The 19349-nt window shown below is 65.3% G+C and carries 9 protein-coding genes; 4 read left to right on the plus strand and 5 right to left on the minus strand.

The annotated features are described in order from the left end of the window. The first annotated feature begins 2 nt into the window (after nucleotides 1-2). Entirely contained in the window at nucleotides 3-710 is a 708-nt protein-coding gene (locus P1U48_RS12210) for a 4'-phosphopantetheinyl transferase superfamily protein (protein WP_301069285.1), read from the plus strand. On the opposite strand, the gene P1U48_RS12215 is transcribed toward P1U48_RS12210, so the two are convergent. The 5 genes from P1U48_RS12215 to P1U48_RS12235 form a co-directional block, all read right to left on the minus strand. Beyond that, complete coding sequence (locus P1U48_RS12215) at nucleotides 695-3463, minus strand: condensation domain-containing protein (RefSeq protein ID WP_301069286.1); 2769 nt, start codon at nucleotides 3461-3463, stop codon at nucleotides 695-697. The two genes, P1U48_RS12210 and P1U48_RS12215, sit on opposite strands and share 16 nt — an antisense overlap. Next, on the minus strand, nucleotides 3463-13263 hold the full coding sequence (locus tag P1U48_RS12220) for a non-ribosomal peptide synthetase/type I polyketide synthase (protein WP_301069287.1): 9801 nt from the start codon (nucleotides 13261-13263) through the stop codon (nucleotides 3463-3465). The genes P1U48_RS12215 and P1U48_RS12220 overlap by 1 nt, the downstream gene beginning before the upstream one ends. Nucleotides 13264-13385: 122 nt before the next feature. Further along, nucleotides 13386-13661, minus strand: coding sequence for a hypothetical protein (locus tag P1U48_RS12225; protein WP_301069288.1), 276 nt, complete (start codon nucleotides 13659-13661; stop codon nucleotides 13386-13388). Between the two features lie 16 nt (nucleotides 13662-13677). Then, nucleotides 13678-14529, minus strand: a complete 852-nt coding sequence (locus P1U48_RS12230) for a methyltransferase, TIGR04325 family (protein ID WP_301069290.1) — start codon at nucleotides 14527-14529, stop codon at nucleotides 13678-13680. After that, the gene (locus P1U48_RS12235; protein ID WP_301069291.1) at nucleotides 14526-15986 is read right to left on the minus strand and encodes an oligosaccharide flippase family protein; all 1461 of its coding nucleotides are present in this window, start codon (nucleotides 15984-15986) and stop codon (nucleotides 14526-14528) included. The genes P1U48_RS12230 and P1U48_RS12235 overlap by 4 nt, the downstream gene beginning before the upstream one ends. 404 nt (nucleotides 15987-16390) lie before the next feature. Here P1U48_RS12235 and P1U48_RS12240 point away from each other — a divergent pair, with 404 nt between their 5' ends. The 3 genes from P1U48_RS12240 to P1U48_RS12250 are packed head-to-tail and all read left to right on the plus strand — an operon-like array spanning nucleotide 16391 to nucleotide 19235. Then, entirely contained in the window at nucleotides 16391-17005 is a 615-nt protein-coding gene (locus P1U48_RS12240; RefSeq protein WP_301069292.1) for a sugar transferase, read from the plus strand. Nucleotides 17006-17058: 53 nt separating this feature from the next. Continuing rightward, a complete protein-coding gene (locus P1U48_RS12245; protein WP_301069293.1) occupies nucleotides 17059-17976 on the plus strand; it encodes a family 2 glycosyl transferase in 918 nt (305 codons plus the stop codon). A 5-nt stretch (nucleotides 17977-17981) separates the two neighbouring features. Further along, nucleotides 17982-19235 (plus strand): glycosyltransferase, encoded by a 1254-nt coding sequence (locus P1U48_RS12250; RefSeq protein ID WP_301069294.1) that lies wholly within the window; start codon nucleotides 17982-17984, stop codon nucleotides 19233-19235. Nucleotides 19236-19349 lie beyond the last annotated feature (114 nt).

Below are 19349 nucleotides of genomic sequence, written 5' to 3' on the forward strand. Positions count from 1 at the left end.
CCATGCCCCTGGAGATACCGATCCATATCTGGCCGCTGACCGGCGACGATGCCCACGTCGAACGGATGGCGACGCTGTTGTCGGCGGACGAGAGCGCCCGCGCCGCCCGCTTCGTTTTCGAACGCGACCGCCGGGCGCATATCCTGGCGCGCGGTCGGCTGCGGCAGGTGTTGGCCGACGCGATGGGCAAGACGCCGCACGACCTGACATTTGCCTATGGCGCGCATGGCAAGCCGGCCCTGCCCGATGGGCTCGAGTTCAACCTCAGCCATTCCGATGGCCTCGCCTGTCTGGCGCTGCATCCCGAGGTCGAGCTGGGCGTCGATATCGAAGCCTTTCGAGAAATCGAGGACGGAGTTGCCGAGCGGTTCTTTTCCAGCCGTGAATATGCCGATCTCTCGGCCCTGCCCGCCGCGCATTGGTCGGCGGGTTTCTTTCGCTGCTGGACCCGCAAAGAAGCGGTGGTCAAGGCGATTGGCGACGGGCTTTCGATCCCGCTCGACGCCTTTGACGTCACCCTGACCCCCGGCGTGCCACCACGGATGACCCGACTGGACCCGGCGCGCGGCAGCCTTGCGGATTGGACCCTGGCACATTTCGACCTCGGCCCCGGCATGGTCGGCGCGCTGGCGGTGCGCGCCAGAGGCCGTGCCATCCGTCCGGTGCTTGCCACCTGCCCCAAGGATCAGCCGTTTCACTGGTCGCTCTGAGCCTCGCCAAGGAAGGTTTCGATCTCGGCGGCCATCGCCTCGACCCCGATCCGCCGATCCCGCAGCACCAGCACCTTGTCCAGGTGCACGGTCTTCAACTTGCCCGGTGTCACCAGGTTTTCCCAGCCAATCGAGGGGCTGATCCAGGCGCCTTTCGGGGTGATATTGGTGACGATATGCAGCACCGGGAAATCCACCGGGCCGGGGCGATATTCGTTGCGCATCCGAGTCACGAAATCAATGAACCGCTCCTGATCCACCTCCAGATCCGTCATCCGCACCCGGTCGATCAGACCCAGCCACTGCGCCAATGTCAGGATGCCGGTGGCGCGGATGATCCGGTAAGCCCCGAGCATCGCCGTCAGCGATAGCTCACCATTGCGCACCGCCCGGATCCGCACCCGCAGCGCGTTCAGCTTTTCCCGCCAGCGGCTGGAGCGGGTCTGGTTCAAGCGCTCGGTATAGGCGGGTTCCCAAACGTCTTTCATCACCACCCCGGCGATTTCGGCACCTTCGCGATGCAACACCCGTGCCGCCTCAAGCGCCAGATTGCCATGCACGCAATTGCCGTAGAGCAGATAGGGCCCCTCGGGCTGCGCCTTGCGGATCACCTGCGCATAATCTGCCGCGATGTCCTGAAATGGCCGCTCCGTCAGATCTATGCCACGGTCGCCGTCAAAAACCCGCACGCAGGCAACCTGACGCGGGTTCTGGCCTGCCGTCGACAGGGCCAGGGCAGTGGCGGCGTTGTTGACCGCGATCAGAGGGCGGCCCTCGCCATCGCGGCGCAGCCGCATGATCCGCCAATCCTCAGACTCCGAATTGTCCTCGGGCTGACGATCCAGCCGCGCCGAAATCAACCGGGCCAGAGCGTCCAGCGTCGGATGTTCATAGACCTGGGTCACCTCAAGTGCGACGTCCCAGCGGTCGCGGATCCGCGCCAGCTGCCGCAGGACCAGCACCGAATGGCCGCCCAGATCAAAGAAATGCGCATCTGGCGTGATCTGGGCGAGGCCCAGAATATCCTGCCAATCGGCCTGCAATGCCGCCACCACCTCGGGCCGCGCGGCGCTGCGGCGGGCCTGTTCGGTCGCCTGCTTTGGCGCCCTCAACAAGGTCTTGTTCACCGCGCCGGTCGAACTGCGCGGGAATCCCCCGAGCAGGCTGATCCCGGTCAGTGCCTTGGCCGCCGGATCACCGGCCAGCGCATCCATGATCCGGCTCGGCAGATGCTCGAGCGGCAACGTCCCGGTGTCACCGGGCACCACGAAACCATAGAAAGTATCGCCATTGCGCACCGCCGCCGCCTCGCGCACCATCGGATGCGCGGCCAGTGCCTGTTCGACCTGGGCAACCGCCCGCCGGTCCGCCTGCTGCCGCTCAACCAGATGCGTGGGCAGGGGGATGTCGGACAGACGCGCCTCTGGATCGCGAAACGCCAGATCAAACGCCGCCTGCACCAGATCGAGGATCGCCCGGGCGGTGTCGGCCTCAAACAACTCGTCCGAATAATCGAGCACCATCTGCCAACCGGTCGGTCGCCCCATCACCGCCAGGCTCAGGTCATAGATCGCCCCCGGTGCATGTGACGCGGTCGAGACCAGGTCGAAATCGCCGTAGGATTTGCTCTCCATAAAGACATTCTGGAGGTTGAAGTTGATCGAGATCAGCGGCGTGCGCGACGGATCGCGCGGCGGGTTCAACCGCTCGACCAAGGTGTTGAACGGCATCGACTGATGCGTCAGCGCCCCCTCGATCACCGTCTTGGCAACCGCAACCTGATCGGCAATCCGCGCCTCAGGCTGGGCCGAGAATCGCAGCACCAAATTGTTGATGAACACCCCGATCAGCGGGTCGAGTTCGGTGTCCAGCCGCCCAGCAATCTGGGTGCCGAACACCAGGTCCCTGGCGTCGCTCATCCGGTGCAGGCAGGCGCTGAAAATCGCCGCGCCATAGGTATAGGTCGAAACCCCCTGCGCCCGCGCGCCCGCGCTCAGCGCCGCGCCGAATTCGCCGGGCATTTCTGCGGTCAATTTGGCCACCCCGGTGCCTCGGACCGCCGGGCGTGGCTTGTCCGGCTCAATCTCGAAATAGCTGATCCCGTCCAGGGTTTTCAGCCAATAGGCGCTTTCCTCTTCCAGCACCCCGCTCTCAAGGTATTCTTTCTGCCACAGGGTGAAATCGCCATATTGCAGCGGCAGTTCCGGCAGATCGGGCTGGCGCCCTTCCTCATAGGCCTGCGCTGAGGTGCCGATTTCATGGCCCAGCACCCGGATCGAAAACCCGTCAAAACAGCTTTGGTGCAGCACATAGGCCAGCAAGGCCCGATCCGCCGTCAGCCGGATCAGCGTCGCACGGATCAGCCCCGGCTTGCCCAGATCAAAGGGCCGCTCGGCGAATTCATGGGCAATCGCTTCGATGCGCTCGGCCTGCTGATCGGCGGGGATGGCGCGGATGTCGACGAGGTCGAGCTTGAAGGTCACATGATCGACCACCTGCTGCACTGGCCCGCTTCCGTTGTCGACCAGGCGGGTGCGCAGAATCTCATGCCGGTCGATGACATGCTGGAACGCCCGCTCCAGGTTGGCCGCCTGCAGAGTGCCGCGCACCTCCCAGCGGACCGCGACATTCAGCGACGGGTTGCCGGGTTTCATCTGATCGAGGAACCAGCACCGCAGCTGGGTGGTGCTGAGCGGGAATTCCGCGATCACCTCGGGTGGGGTGACGGCTGCGTTTTCGATATCCTTGGGCATCATTTCGCCCCCCCACTTCCGGCCCGATGGGCCCCATTGCGAAAACTCTTGAGCGATGGACGCGCCTTACTGCCGACGTCATTGCCCCGGCCATCGTGGAACGCCGCCAATTCGCGGATCGAGGGATGGGCGAACATATGCCGCGCCTCAAGCTCAAGACCGGAATCCAGCATCTTTGCCGCGATCCGGAACACCGCCAGAGAATCGATGCCCAGCGCGAACAAGGTGTCGGTGACGCTGATCTGCGCCATTCCCAGAACCTCGCTCCAGATCTCGGCGATCCGCGTTTCGGTTGCGGTTTCCGGCGGCGCCGCCTGATGCAGCGGGGTGACGCTGGCCGTCTCCTGCGGATCGGGCAATGCCTTGCGGTTCAGCTTGCCATTGCCGGTTTGCGGCAGCGCGCTCAGCATCACCCAGGCGCGCGGGATCATGTAATCCGGAATCACTTGGCTCAGCGCCGCACTCAGCGCTGCGGGTGTCGGATCGGCGCCCTCGGTTGCGACGACATAGCCGACAAGCTGGCGATCCCCCGATGCGCGCTGACGCAGATCGACAGCGGCCTTGTCGACGCCGGGAACCGCGCGCAGGCAGGTTTCAATCTCGCCCAGTTCAATGCGGAATCCGCGCAGTTTGACCTGGGTGTCGATCCGGCCCAGCACCTCGTATTCGCCATCGGCGCGACGGCGCGCCAGATCGCCGGTGGCATAGAGCCGTTGCCGCCTGCCGTTCAGATCGACCTCGCGGAATGCCGCCTCGGTCAGATCCGGGCGGTTGTAATAGCCCAGCGCCAGCCCGTCACCGCCGATGTTCAGCTCACCGGTCACCCCGACCGGGGCGATTTGCCCGGCGGCATCCAGAACCTGCAACTGGGTGTTGGCAATCGGATGACCAATGGTGATCGGATCACCCGGCGTGATCTGTTTGATCGCCGACCAGATCGTGGTTTCGGTGGGGCCATACATGTTCCACAACGCCGCCCCACCAGCCAGCAGCCGGTCCGCCAGATCGGCGGGCAGCGGTTCACCGCCACAGAGCATGGTGAACCCGGCCCCCGGTTTGAACCCGGCGGTCAGCACCATGTCCCAAAGCGTCGGTGTCGCCTGCATCAGGGTGATATCGCCACGGTTCAACCGCTCGACCAGTCGGAAGCCGTCGATCACGTCCTCGGTCGGGGCGATCACCACCCGGCCGCCTACGGACAGCGGCAGGAACAATTCCAGCACCGCGATATCGAACATCACCGTGGTCACCGCCAGCAGGCTGTCCCGGCTAGTCATCCCCGGCGCCTCGGCCATCGAGGTGAGGAAATTCACCACCGCCCGGTGCGGCACCGCGACGCCCTTGGGGGTGCCGGTGGAGCCGGAGGTAAAGATCACATAGGCCGCGTCCTCAGGCGAAACCGTGACCGGCGTCGGCTGATCCCCGGGCTGGGCCTCATCCGACAGGATCAGCGGCAAGCCGGTATCGCCTGCGAAACCCGCGCTCTCGACGCTGTCACTCAGCACCGCCGCCACCTCGGCGGTTTCAGCGATCTGGCGCAGCCGCGCTTCGGGTTGGCGCGGATCAAGCGGCACATAGGCATGCCCGGCCTTGAGGATCGCCAGCATCCCGGCCAGCATCCCGCTGCCGCGTGTCATGGACAGCGCGACCCGCGCGCCCTGTCCCGGCACCTGGCGCTGGATCAACGCCGCCAGCGCATCGCTCTCTGCGGCAAGATCGCCGTAGCTGGTCAGGCCAGCCGCGTCTTCGATGGCCACCGCATCCGGGTCCACCGCGACCCGCGCCGCCACCAGATCCGGCAGCGTCGCGCTTCGGTCATAGGCGCTGACGTTGATTTGCGCCCCGGCCGCCATTGCCTGCCGATCCGCTGCGCTCAGCAGCGACAGGGCAGCGATGGGTTGTTCGGTGGCGGTTGCAATCTGCGCCAGCAGGGTTTCATAGGCCTCAGCCCAACCGGCCACCGTGGCGGCGTCCAGCAGGTCGGCATTGTAATGCGCCTCGATCCGCAATCCCTCCGGCGTCTCGACCAGATTGAAGAACAGATCGAAATTCACCGCCACCTTGGCATTGGCACGGAACTGGGTTTCCAGCCCGGTCATGCCCGCAGCGTCGCCCTGTTTCTCAAGGTTGAACTCGATCTCGGTCAGCGGCAACCGGTCCAGCTGGCGCGGCACCTCAAGCTCGCGCAGGATGCTGCCCAGCGTGGTGGCGCTGTGCTCGAACGCGGCGCGCAGCCCGTCGCGGGTAGATGCCAGATGCGCGGCGACGCTGGCGCCATCGGCAATCGTCGCACGGATCGGCAGGAAGTTGACACAATGGCCGACCAGATCGGGATTGGGCAGATCCTGCTGCGCCGCACTCGGCACCCCCAGCACGATATCCGAGGCCCCGCTCAGCCGGTGAACCAGCAATTGCATCGCGGCAAAGGTGGTTGCGAACAGGGTGCAGCCCTGCTTCGCCCCGGCCTTGCGGGCCGCCTTCATCAGATCGCTGTCGATCTGGTGAAACACGGTGCCCCCGGCATGGCTGCGTTGGGCTGGGCGTGGCCGGTCGATCGGCAGATCCGGCAGTGTCGGCAGGGTCGCGAACTGTTCTTTCCAGAATGCGGTTACCGCCGGGTCCGGCAGACGTGCGGAACTGAGCTGCGCATGCGCGGCAAAGGAGGGCGCGGCCGGCAGATCGGCGGGGCGACCTGCCACCGCAGCAGTGTAAAGCCGCGCGATATCTTCGAGCATCACCCCGAAGGACCAGCCATCAGCGACAATGTGATGGGCGCAGATGACCAGCACATGATGATCCGCCGCCAGCCGGGCCAGAAAGGCGCGCAACGGCAGTTCTTCGGTGATTTCAAAGAGATGTTCGGCATCCTCGGCAATCGCCGCCTCAAGCGCCGCCTGCGGATCCGGCGCGGTGCTGAGATCGACCAGCGGGATCGGGCAGGACATGGCCTCGGTCACATCGAAACGCGATCCGTCGCGGGCAAAGCGCAGCCGCAGCGCATCATGGCGCGCGATCACCGTGTCCCAGGCGGATTGCAGCGCCACCGGGTCCAGCGCGCCCCGCAACGACAAGGAGGCGCTTTCGTTAAAGGCGGCGGCGGCAGCGCCGCCCATCTGATGGCTCATCCAGATCTCGCGCTGGCCTTCGGTCAGGGCCACGCCCTGCGGCAGCGCCAGCGGCCGGGCGACGGGCAACGCCGCCGCCGGGTCCTTGCGCAGATCGGCCAGGATGCCGACCGACAGCAGGGTGTCGAGCGCGGTTTCAAAGGCGGTGACGATCTGGCGGCACTCGGCCGCGCCATGTTCGGTGGTCAGGAAGGCACAGAAGCCATCCATCACATGCACGCCTTCCATCCGCATCAGCGGGAACAGCAGACTGGCACGGGGATCGGCCTCGCTCGCCTGAATGACGAACCAGCTGGAATAGCCCTCGATCAGCGCCGGTAGGCCGCGCGCAGCCAGGATCGCGTTCATCTCGTCCATCACCCGCCCGGCGCGGTCCGCCGCGTCGGTCCAGAGCGCGTCGCCCTGTTCGGCCATATGGTCGATGGTGGCATCCATCGCCGCCAGCACCAGCGGGTGACGCACAAAGGTTCCGGCAAAGAAGGTCGGGATCGCCTCGGGACGACTGTCATCGCCATAGGTCCAGGCTCCGCCGTCAAGCGCATCCATGAACCGGGCGGAGCCGGCCAGGACCCCGACCGGCATGCCGCCGCCGACGACCTTGCCATAGGTGGCCATGTCACCCTGAATGCCCCAGACGCCCTGCATGCCGCGTTTGTCGGTGCGGAACCCGGTGACGATCTCATCCATCACCAGCGCCGCACCACCGTCGCGGGTCACCTCGCGCAGATCGCGAACAAAGGACTCCGGGCGATATGCCGGATGGCGGCTCTGCACCGGTTCGACGATCACCCCGGCGATGTCGGCGATATTGGCGCGGATCCACTCCAGCGCGGCGGGCGCGCCATAGGGCAGAACCTTCATGTTGGCGAGGCTGGAGCGCGGGATTCCAGGCGAGGACGGCAGCGCGCTGGGATCACCGCCACTGGCACGGCCCTTGACCAGAACCTCATCGAACTGGCCGTGATAATCCTTGTCAAAAACCACGATCAGATCGCGCCCGGTGACGGTGCGCGCCACCCGCATCGCGGCCATCACCGCTTCGGAGCCGGTGTTGCAGAACGTCACCCGCTCATGCCCGACGAGACGGGCGAATTTCTCGGCCACCGGCCCGGCTAGATCGGCCTGCGGACCGATGGGAAAGCCGCGCTCCAACTGCCGGTTCACCGCCTCGGCCACGAAATCGGGCGAATGGCCAAAGGCAGTCTGGCCAAAGCCGTTGACCAGATCGACAAAGCTGTTGCCGTCGATGTCGTGGATATAGGCGCCTTTTGAGCGGTCGGCGACGATCGGAAAGGTCAGCTCCTTCCATTCGGCGCGGAACCCGGCGGCGGTGCGCGGGTCGGCATGGACGCCACGATATTGCGCGGCATAGGCCTTGGATTTCGGATGGCGGGCGGAATAGCGCGCCGCCAGATCATGGGCAAAGGCGACCTGCGCCTCGGTCATGGTGCCGCCGGTGACATTGGGACCACGGCCAACCTTGAATTCTGCGGGCGTGGCGACCGGTTCGGGCATTGCCGCCCGCTTGACGGCAGCGGCCGCGACCGGGGTCGGCGCCGGGGCAGCAGCCAGCGGCGCAGCGGCAACCGGCTGCGGCGCGCTGACAGGTGCTGCAGGGGCGGCGCCACCAACCGCCTGAAGCTGCTGAGCAAAGACCGCCTGCATGGTCGCCAGCTGCGCCTGCATCACGCCATCAATCCCGGGCGCCATCGCGGCAGGTGTCACAGCTGCCGGGGCGACAGGCGCAAGGTCTGCGGGCGCAAGGGCTGCGGGCGCAGTCGGCAGATCCTCCACCACCCCAGGGGTCGGTGCGGGTGCCGCTTCGGGTGGCATTTCAACGTCCAGATGCTGCGCCAGCAGAGTGATCGTCGACACCTCAGCCAGCAACCGGCGGAACCCGATCTCGACCCCGAATTGCCGGGTCACAGCCTGGCTCACCTGCCCCATGAACAGCGAATCAAACCCCAGTTCGAGGAATGACTCATCGGCATTGCTCGCCGAGATATCCTCGCCCGACATATCCGCCAGCAGCGCGGCGAGTTCGGAGATCAGCCGCGCGACGCGGTCAGGCGCGGCAACAACAGGAGCTTGGGACATGATAGCCATGGTCGGACTTTCTGGGATTGGTGCTGGGGTCGGCACGGACTCGGCAACAGCGCCTTTCGCTGCGGCCACTTCCGGCGCGTCGATCCAGCAGCGTTGCCGCCGGAACGGATAGGAGGGGAGCGCCACCTTGCGGCTGCCGCGCGGGCCATGCCTGGCCCAGTCGACGTCGAGCCCGACGCTCCACAGGTTAGAGACCACAGCAGCCACCGAGTTATCATCGGAAACCGATCGGGCATGATCCGGCAACGAATGAAAAACGCCTCGATGGCTGCTGCGATCCAAAGTCTGCGCGGTGAATGCCGAAAGGGTGCGGCCTGGGCCGACCTCGACGAACACCGGAGACTTTGTTCGGGTGACCGCCTCAAGGGCGGCCTGAAAATTGACGCAAGCCCGGGCCTGATCCGCCCAATAGGTCGGATCGCGGGCCTCGCGTTCGCTGAGTTCCGCGCCGGTGACCGCCGAAATGATCGGCCGGTCCGGCGCGTTGAGGGTGATGGCCCGGGCCGCGTCGCGCAATGGCGCGGCGACCGGGTCCATCATCGCGGAATGGAAGGCATGCGAGGTGTGCAGGCGCTGACAGGGAATCCCGGCAGCCTGCAAGCGCGCCTCAAGCGCCGCAATCGCCTCGAAGGGTCCGGCGACGACCTGCAGCTTGGGCGCATTGCGCGCGGCCAGATCGGTATCGGCGGCCAGATGCGGCTGCAGATCCTCAAGCGGCGCACGCACCGATAACATCGCGCCGCCGGGCTGATCCTGCATCAACCGCCCGCGCCGGGCGATCAGGGTCAGCGCATCCTCGAACGACATCACCCCGGTCAGTGCGGCGGCGGCGAATTCGCCGACCGAATGGCCAATGACGGCGCCAGGTTCGATGCCGCGTGATTGCCAGAGATTGGCCAAAGCGAATTCGGTCAGGAACAGCGCCGGTTGGGTGATCCAGGTTTCGCGCAACGCGGCGGCGGACTCCTCCGGCGTCAAATCATCGCCGAGAATCAGCCGACGCATGTCGCGGCCCAGGATCGGCTGCAGGATCTCGGCCCCCGCATCAATCCAGCGGGCATAATCCGGCTGGCTGGCGTAAAGTTCTGATCCCATGCCGGGATATTGCGCGCCCTGACCGGGGAACAGGAACACCACCTCGGGCTGGTCACCGGTGATCGCGGTTTTCGGAGCCTTGAGGGCGCGCAGCTGATCCACTGCCGCCGCCCGATCGGGCGCCGCCACGGCGGCACGCCAGTCAAAGACACCGCGCCCCTCTTGCAGGGTATAAGCGACATCGGCCAGAACCAGCCCGGCGTCAGCCTCGATCCGCGTTGCCAGATCCTGCGCCATCTGCACCAGCGCCTCAGGCGATTTCGCCGACAGCGGCAAATGCATCGCCCCGCTGGCAGTGGACGATGCCGCAGCGGCACGCGGCGCCTCTTCCAGCACCGCATGGGCATTGGTGCCACCAACCCCAAAGGAGCTGACGCCGCCACGCAGCGGGCCATCGGCGCGCCAGTCGCCCGCCGCATCCGGCACATAGAACGACGATCCCTCCAGATCGATGCGCGGGTTCAGCGCCTTGAAATGTGCCACCGGCGGCAATTCGCGGTGCTGCAGCATCAGCGCCAGCTTGATCACGCTGGTGACCCCGGCGGCGGCATCCAGATGGCCAAGGTTGCCCTTGACCGAGCCCAGCGCGCAGCGGCCATCCCCCGCGCCAAAGGCCTGTTTCAGCCCGGCAATTTCCACCGGATCACCCAGCGGCGTCGCGGTGCCGTGGCATTCCACATAGCTGATATCGCCCGGCGCCAGCCCGGCGTCACGATGCGCGGCGCGGATCGCCCCGGCCTGACCGGAGACCGACGGCGCGGTGAACGACATCTTGGCGGCGCCGTCATTGTTCAGCCCGACACCGCGAATGACTGCATGGATATGATCGCCCGCCGCCTGCGCCTCGGACAGCCGTTTCAGCACCACCACCCCGGCACCATGGCCAAAGACGGTGCCGCCGGCCTCGGCGTCGAACGGGCGACACAGCCCATCCGGAGAGGCCATGCCGCCATCCAGATGCAGATAGCCGCGCTTTAACGGAAAAGTAATCGAAACCCCGCCGGCCATCATCACATCCGCCTCACCGGATCTGAGCGCGCCGACCGCCTTGGCAATCGCCACCAGCGAGGTGGAACAGGCGGTGTTGATCGAAATCGCCGGGCCGGTCAGCCCCAGCTTATAGGCGACACGGGTGGCCATGGCGCCGGAATCATTGCCGGCCAGAATCGAATAATCGATCTGGAAGCCTGAGGTGAACTCGCGCATCTCCGCCCGGTTGGGCAGCAGGTTTTCCAGCATGTAGGTCGACATCGACGCCCCGGCGAACAGCCCGATGGCGCCCGGCGCCCGGGCCGGGTCGATCCCGGCATTGTCCAGCGCCTCCTGGCAGATCTCAAGGAACACCCGGCCCTGCGGGTCGGTCAGCGCCGCCTCACGCGGGCGCATGCCAAAGAACTTTGGATCGAATTGATCGACATCGCGCAGCAGCGACCGGGCGGGCACATAGGTTTCGCTGGCCCGGGTGGCCGGATCAAAGGCGTCTTCGGCCTGATCCGGGTCAAAGCGTTCGATCAGATTGCGACCCGCGCGGATCGCCTCCCAGAACCCGTCGAGCGTGACACCACCCGGCAACCGGGCAGCCATGCCGACAATGGCGATGGCGTGGGAATCGGCCTCTGCCGTGGCTTTCGGCCTGACAGCATCGGCGGTGTCGGCCACCGGTCCGGCGAGTGCCGCCAGACGTTTCGACAGCGCGCCCAGCTGCGGCGCATCAAAGATCAACGCGATGTCAAAACGCAGGTTCAGCGCCTGTTCGATCATCGTATGCGCCTCGATCAATTGCAGCGAGGTGCCGCCGAGTTCAAAGAAGGTCGCATCGGCAGCGGGCGCGGCACAGCCAATCACCTCTTGCCAGATCGCCGCGACACTGGCCTGAATATCGCGCTGCCCCGGTGCCTTGATCGCAGGCGCAGGGCCCGTTGTATCGGGTTGCTCAAGCCCGGCGCGCAGCGCCTTGCGGTCGATCTTGCCCGCCTGGGTCAGGGGAAAGGCGTCGCGGATCAACACCTCGCGCGGAAACACGTCGCGGGGCAGAGTCGCAGCGGCAGAGTCCTTCAGGGCGGCGACAAAGGCGGCGGCGTCTGTCACCGGTGCCTCGGGGATGACAAAACCCGCCAGATGCGCCGGCCGGCCCGGCTGGCGCAACAACTCAACCGCCGCATCCGCCACGCCCGGCAAGTCGCGCAGAACATGTTCGACGCCATCAATTTCGACCCGGCGACCGGCCATCTTGACCTGCCGATCGGCGCGGCCAAGGAATTCAAAGGCGCCATCGGCACGTTTGCGTCCCAGGTCGCCGGTCAGATAGAGCCGCCCCTCGTGACCCGGACGCGGATCGGCGACAAAGGCTCTTTCGGTCAGGTCAGGCTGGTTGAAATAGCCCAGGGCCAGACCAATACCGCCAATCGCGATCTGCCCGACCTCACCCTCGGCCACCTCCTTCATATCCTCGTCCAGCAACAGTGCGGATTCGCGCGTCATCGGCCTGCCAATCGGCACCGCCCCGGCGCGGGTATCCGCCAGCGTCACCTCATGGGTGAAACTGCGCACGCAGCTCTCGGTCGGGCCATAGGCATTGACCAACCGCAGATCCGGCCAGGCCAACATCAGCTTTTCCGCCATCGGCGCCGACATCACGTCGCCACCCGGCAGGCTGAGGCGGACACTGGCAAAGGCGTCGATGCGATGGGCGATGACCAAGTGATGCAGCCCGGCATACCAGGCGGCAACGCTGACCCGGTGGCGGATCATCGTGTCGGCAATGTCCTGAATCGCCGGGGTCGGGGTTTCCACCACCGCCACCGCGGCACCAACCATGAGCGGCACCAGAATTTCATAGAGCGCGCCGTCGCAGGCAATGGTCGCCGCGCTGAGCGAGACATCGGCGGGCGTCATCACCACCTCGGGCTGGCCCAGCGCCATCGAGGTAATCGCCCGATGCGGCAACACCACGCCCTTGGGGCGGCCGGTGGTGCCGGAGGTGAACAGGATACAGGCCGGATCGGCGCCATCGACGGTGGGCCACTGCTGATCCGACGCGGCATCGCCGCATTCCTCGATCACCAGAACCGGCGTCGGATGCGCGGCAAACAGGGCTTCGGTTTCGGATGCATAGGCACGCGGGCAGAGCGCGGCGCGCAACGGCACTTCTCCGGCGATAAAGCCGAGCTGTTCCAGGGCAAAGGCCGGGTCCATCGGGACATAGATCGCGCCGAGGCGCAGGATGCCAAAGATTCCGGCAATCGCCTCAAGCGAGCGGGTGGCATAGAGCGCGACGTGATCGCCTGGCCCGACACCAAGTCGGCGCAGCGCCAGCGCGATGGACTCGGCCCGGTCGCGCATCTCGCCATAGGTCCAGCGCCGATCCTGGCCGAGCAACGCCGGGGCGTCGGGCATCAATTCGGCCACGCCCTCGAACGCATCAAAAATCGCTATGCGCGGGTCGAACCCCGCGGTGGTGTCAATGCCTGTCATGCCAATCGGCTCCGGCTAGTCGGTGCGCCGCCTGCCCGGCAATGGGTCCAGCAGCGGTGAAATTCGGATGGCGCCAAATGCTGCGCCGCTACGTCAAAGGACCGCAGGTTTGCGGATCCGTTTCATTGGGCTTTGGCAACCATGAGTGTGTCAAATTTTTCAGCCCCCCCGGCGATCACAAAGCTGCGCTTATGATCAATAACATCTTGTTTTTCATAAATTTTATTTGTCACTGCGCCCTTTTTCCAAATACACTCATAGGGCGAGTAATGTCGCTCGAACGGCAACAACGCGATATCAGATCCCGGATTGTTCAGGTCAATTCTTGGGCCCCCTTTGGTCGGCATGAGATGGGTCACTCCTGATCGGTTGATTCGGTTTTTCCAAGGCGGCGTCATGACAAGTTTGCGGCGTTCAATTCGGTGGGTCTTCGTTGCGGATCAGGTGGTAGCCCCGGCTTTCGCTGCGCCCCAGCCAGGGATGCGTCGGGATCACATGACCGAGGTCGCGGATCTCCCAGGTGTCGGAAATGCGATACCCCAGCGCGGCAATCTCGGCCTCCCACAGGCCGCGGTTACGGATCTGATAGGGCACCCGCCCGGCGCCAATCCGTTCGATGGTGAACAGCCCCGGCCCGTCGCGCAGCGCCACCTTGTTCAGCAGGATATGCTTGGGCGGTTGTTTCAGCGCCCCCAGCAGCGCCGCAAAGGGCATGTCGAGATATTGCAACAGGCCAGAGGCGAGCAGCAGGTTGGTCGCGGGCAGATCCTCCAGCCGTGACTGGAAGCTGATCTCGACCGGGATCGTTCCCGCCGCTTGACGCTGGCGCGCGGCGGTGACGATTCCGGGCAGGTCATAGACCGTCCAACTGATCGCCGAGAGATCGAGAACCCCGGAAAAGGCGATGTATTTGGTGCCGAGATGACCTCCGGCGTCGATCAGCGTCGCGGAATCGGCCAGTAAGCGCTCAAGCCAGAAGATCACCGGATAATCCCAGGACACCCGCTCACACATCTGGGCGAAAGACACATCGGCAATGCCAGCGTCGTCATAGCCAGAGCGGCGGGCAGCAGGCAGCGAGGCCAGCGCCTGAGCACGGCTGGCGAAAGCGCCGGAAAACCGCGGGCAGCGTGGGGTCAGGGCCAGACCACGCGCGCTGGCCGCCTGCCCCAGATGCACCGCCGATCTGATCACGCCCTTGGCGCGTTTCAGCGCTGAAGGCTGCGGCACAGCAGTGCCCGATTGCAGCGAGTCAAAACCGCTCATGCCGAGGCCCTCATTGTCAAAAGTCCCGCCATTTGCCGCCAGAACCGGCGGTCAAACAACGCCGTCGCGATGGCATAGACCGGCACCGCCAGCAGTCCGACGATCAGCGCTTCGGCCAGGGACGGCAGACCCCGGTTCGCCACCAGATGGCCCAGCCCAATCAGCGCGCCGATGCCGCAGGACAGCGGCAATACGGTGCTGCGCAGGTCACTGGCCACACCTGCCCAGTCGATCCCGGCATAACGCCCGAACAGCCAAATCGTCGCCAACAGCACCCCGAATGAGATCACCACCTGCGTCCAGGCGACGGCGTAGAGACCGAATTGCGCCGCCAGAAAGGTCAGCGCCAGCGACCCGGCGAACACCCCGCCGGTGAACATCGGCAACCGCCGCGCCTGCCCGGAAATCGTCATCAGAGGTTCGGTGACGGCGCCAAAGATCAACAGCAACCGCGCCAGCGCCAGAATCGCAACCAGCGGTGCCGCAGGCGCCCATTCGGCGCTGAGCAAGCCATCAACCAGAGCCGCGTTCTGAAAGATCAACCACAGCAGAAGCGGCGCACCGGCCGCCAGCAGCACCTTGAGATGGCGGCGGACCTGGGCATTCAGCCGCGCGCCCTGCCCTTCGGCGTCGCCGTGATCCCGGGCTTGACGGAAATGCGACCAGGCCAGCAATTGACCGGGCACCAGAATGATTTCGGCCATGGCGCTGACCAGACGGTCGGCGGCGCGGTAATAGCCAACAGCCGCCGGGCCAAGATAGCCGCCCACGATGAAGGTGGCGATATAGACGCGGATATTGATCAGCATCCGGCTGACGAAAATCTGACTGGAAAACACCCAGAGATCGCGCAGCAACTGGCCGCGAATTCCGGTCAGCGGCGACAGCCTTGTGGCCAGAAAGCTGAGGCTCAAATGGGTCATCTGCATCGCCAGCCGACCAAAGGCCAGCGACAGCACCCCATACCCCATCAGCAGTGCGGCGATGGCCACCACCATGCCGACCAACTCGCCGATGATTTCACAAAGCATCGAGGATTGCAGCCGGTCCTGCCAGATCATCACGCCCTTCTGCGCCGAAGATATATTGGCCAGCACCACCCAGAGGGCAAAGAACTGCATCAGCGTGACGGTGGCGGGCGCCACCCCGGCCCAGCCGCTGCCCAGTGCCGCCAGAAAGCCGACGGCGCCAAAGCCCAAACCGCTGAGGATGGCGACGAACAGCACCTGACGCGGCACCGTTGAATCGCCCGCCCAGGACATGATGAATGGCGCCCAGCCGACTTCGGCGGCGCGCAACAGAAGGATCGCGCAGGCCGAGACCAGCGCGAACACCCCGAACTCCGCCGGGCCCAGCGCCCGCGCGGCCACCACAAAGACCGTGAACTGCGCGATCTGCGACACGATGCGCTCAGCCACCGCCAGGGCGCCGTCGCCCAGCACTTTTCGACCGTTCACAGATGCGCCAGCGGCGTTGTCAGAAGGCATTTGTTAATCGTTCCTCGAAATCAATCTCAATGATGGCGGAATATAGGCCCGATCCGGCATAGCGAAGGCGCCATCATGGCCGAATTGTGGCGGTGGCTTCCAAATCGGAAACACAGCGTTTCGGGGGATGGGCAAAACCCCATGTGAACAAGGGTCGCTGTTTCCATATCGAGAACGGTCTGCTTCCAAACACGGAAAACACCTTTTTGCCCAATAAGTTAACATTATGACAGGCATGATTCGGCGCTGAACTATGGGAACAGGTCGCGAAAGCGATCTGGTGGCGCGTGGCATATAAATCGTTTCCGGATGAGTCCGAGATCGTCCACAATGGAACCCTAGCATCAGCGACCGAAAGGGCGCTGCATGCTCCATTGTCGACACCGATATCAAAACTGGTGTTCGACAAGGCCTTTGCCTTGTCGGCCCTGATCCTGTTGCTGCCGGTGTTCCTGATCATCACGCTCCTGATCGCGATATCGGACGGACGTCCCGTATTCTTTGGCCAGGAGCGTGTCGGCCTCAACGGTCGCCGGTTTCGCTGCTGGAAGTTCCGCACCATGGTGCGCGATGCCGACGGCCAGTTGGAAATGGCGCTGGGCAAGGATCCGCAACTGCTGGCCGAATGGAAGGCCACCCGCAAGCTGCGCAATGACCCGCGGATCAGCCGGCTGGGCGCATTTCTGCGCAAAAGCAGCCTGGACGAGCTGCCGCAGTTCTGGAACGTGCTGATGGGGGATATGTCGATGGTCGGCCCGCGCCCGGTGGTGCCGGACGAGCTGTCCTATTACGGCAATTACGCCAGCGACTACATGTCGGTGCGGCCCGGCCTGACCGGCGCTTGGCAGGTCAGCGGGCGCAGCAACACCACCTATGACGAACGAGTGGCGCTGGATGTGGATTACATCAGCAACGCTTCGTTCTGGTTGGACATTCGTATTGTCGCGCAGACAGTGCGGGTGGTCATCAGCCAGTCCGGCGCGCATTAAACGCCGCCGGACCGACAGGCTCGAAAACAACAGGCCCAAGAAAGGCAGACCTGATGATCCATTATCGTATGAACGCGCAACACACCGCCGTCAGCCCGCTGATCCTCGGGATCGCGACCACCGGACGTCCCGGTATCCTGCGGGCGACGCTGATCCATCTGGCGGGCCTGGCGGATCGGCCCGATCAGGTGATCGTCTGCATCGCCGACCCAAAGGATGTGTCCGAAGATGTGCTGCCCGCGATGCCCTTTTCCCTCCGGGTGATCCTTTCCGAGCGCGGCACCTGCGTGCAGCGCAACACCATGCTGGATGCGGTGCCGGACGCGGCGGTCCTGCTGTTCATTGATGATGATTTCATGCCCGCCGATGGCTATTTCAGCGCCTGCCGTCAGCTGTTCGCGGATCATCCGGATGTGGTGATGGCAACCGGTCAAGTGTTGGCCGACGGCATCAGCGGCCCCGGCATGGACCATGTCGAAGGCGCCGCACAGCTGGCCGCCGCCCCGCAACTGCGCCCGGCGCCCGCGCTCAGCGAGGTCTATAACGCCTATGGCTGCAACATGGCGGTGCGGGTTGCCACCGCCCAGGCGCATCAGGTCAGCTTTGACACCGACCTGCCGTGCTATGGCTGGCTGGAGGATGTTGATTTCTCTCGTCGCATCGCGCCGCATGGGCGGATCGTCAAATACAATGCCATGCAAGGGGTCCATCTGGGGACCAAGACCGGCCGGTCAAAGGGTCTGCCGCTCGGCTATTCGCAGATCGCCAACCCGGTCTACATGATCCGCAAAGGCTCAATGAGTCGGCCCAGGGCGCTGCGGATGATGCTGCGCAACCTGCTGGCAAATCTGGCCCACGCCTGGCGGCCCGAACCCTGGGTGGATCGGCGCGGGCGGCTGCGCGGCAATCTCCTGGCGCTGCGCGACCTGATCTCTGGACAGATCGCGCCGAACCGCTCGAGCGGGATGTGAGAGCCTTGCCCGACGACTTTCCGCCTTTGGCCAGCCTCACCAGGCCAAAGGTGGTGATCCTGAACGACACCGCGGTCTCTGACGGCGGCACCGCCGCGCTGGCGCTGCTGTCGGCCCGGCTGCTGCGCGCCCGCGGCCATCAGGTGACATTCATATCCGGCGATGACGGCGATTCAGGCGAGCTGGCCGCCCTCGGCATCCGCCTGATCGCCCTGGGTGGCAGGGCGCTGCTCGACCAAAGCCGCGCCAAGGCCGCCTGGAGCGGCCTCTACAATCCACAGACCCGCGATGCCATCGCCGCGCTGATCGCCGCCGAAGATACCCCGGACACCGTCTATCACCTGCACGGCTGGGCCGGGATCCTGACCCCGGCGGTCTTTGACGCCCTGAAACCGGTGGCGCGGCGCAGCTATATCCACGCCCATGATTCCTTTCTCGCCTGTCCGAACGGGGTCTATTACGACTTCCCCCGACAACAGCCCTGCACCCGGGCGCCGCTGTCGCTCAGCTGCCTGACCACCAATTGCGACAAGCGGGCGATGCATCACAAGGTCTGGCGCAGCCTGCGCCATGGCCTGCTGCGCCGCGCCTTTGACACCCGCCTGCCCTGGGCCGGGGTGCTGATCCTGCATCCGGGGATGGTGGCGGGGATGACCCGGGCCGGCATCCCGGCGCATCTGCTGCAAGTGGTGCGCAACCCGGCGGAACCGCTGACCCCGACCCGGATCAAGGCCGAGGCCAACCGCCGCTTTGCCTTTATCGGGCGGATCGAGCCGGGCAAGGGCCTGCGGACCCTCTGCGACGCCGCCCGGATCGCGGCCGTGCCGCTCAGGGTGATCGGCGACGGCAGCGCCCGCGCGGCCTTGCAGCACGATTTCCCCGAGGTCGAGTTCACCGGCTGGCTGGCGCAATCCGAGATCGGCGCGCATTTGCAGGATATCCGGGCGCTGGTGATGCCTTCGCGCTTTCCCGAACCCTTCGGCCTGGTCGCCGCCGAAGCCTCGCGCAGCGGGCTGCCGGTGATCATGTCCGACGTGGCGCTGCTGGCGCAAAAGGTGCAGGCCAAAGGGCTGGGCCTGTCCTGCAGCGCCGCTTCGGCAGAAACGCTGAGCACCGCGCTGCGCGCCCTGGCCGAGATGCCGGAGGCCGAGATCCGCCAGATCAGCGCCCGCGGGTATGAGGGGACGGAGAGCATCTGCCAGAGTCACGACGGCTGGGTCGATGAGCTGGCGGGGCGCTATTGTTTGGCGGTTGGGTAGGGGGCGTGACGCTCTCCTACATCCGGGTCGAAGCGATGTGACCGGTGGGTGAGGTCTTGCGGTAATCCCCCCCGAAAGTAGGGGGCTGCATAAGTAGAATTTTCTCGCCAAGGT

Origin of the sequence: Pseudooceanicola sp. (genome assembly GCF_029213205.1) — a bacterium.
Classification (GTDB): domain Bacteria; phylum Pseudomonadota; class Alphaproteobacteria; order Rhodobacterales; family Rhodobacteraceae; genus Pseudooceanicola.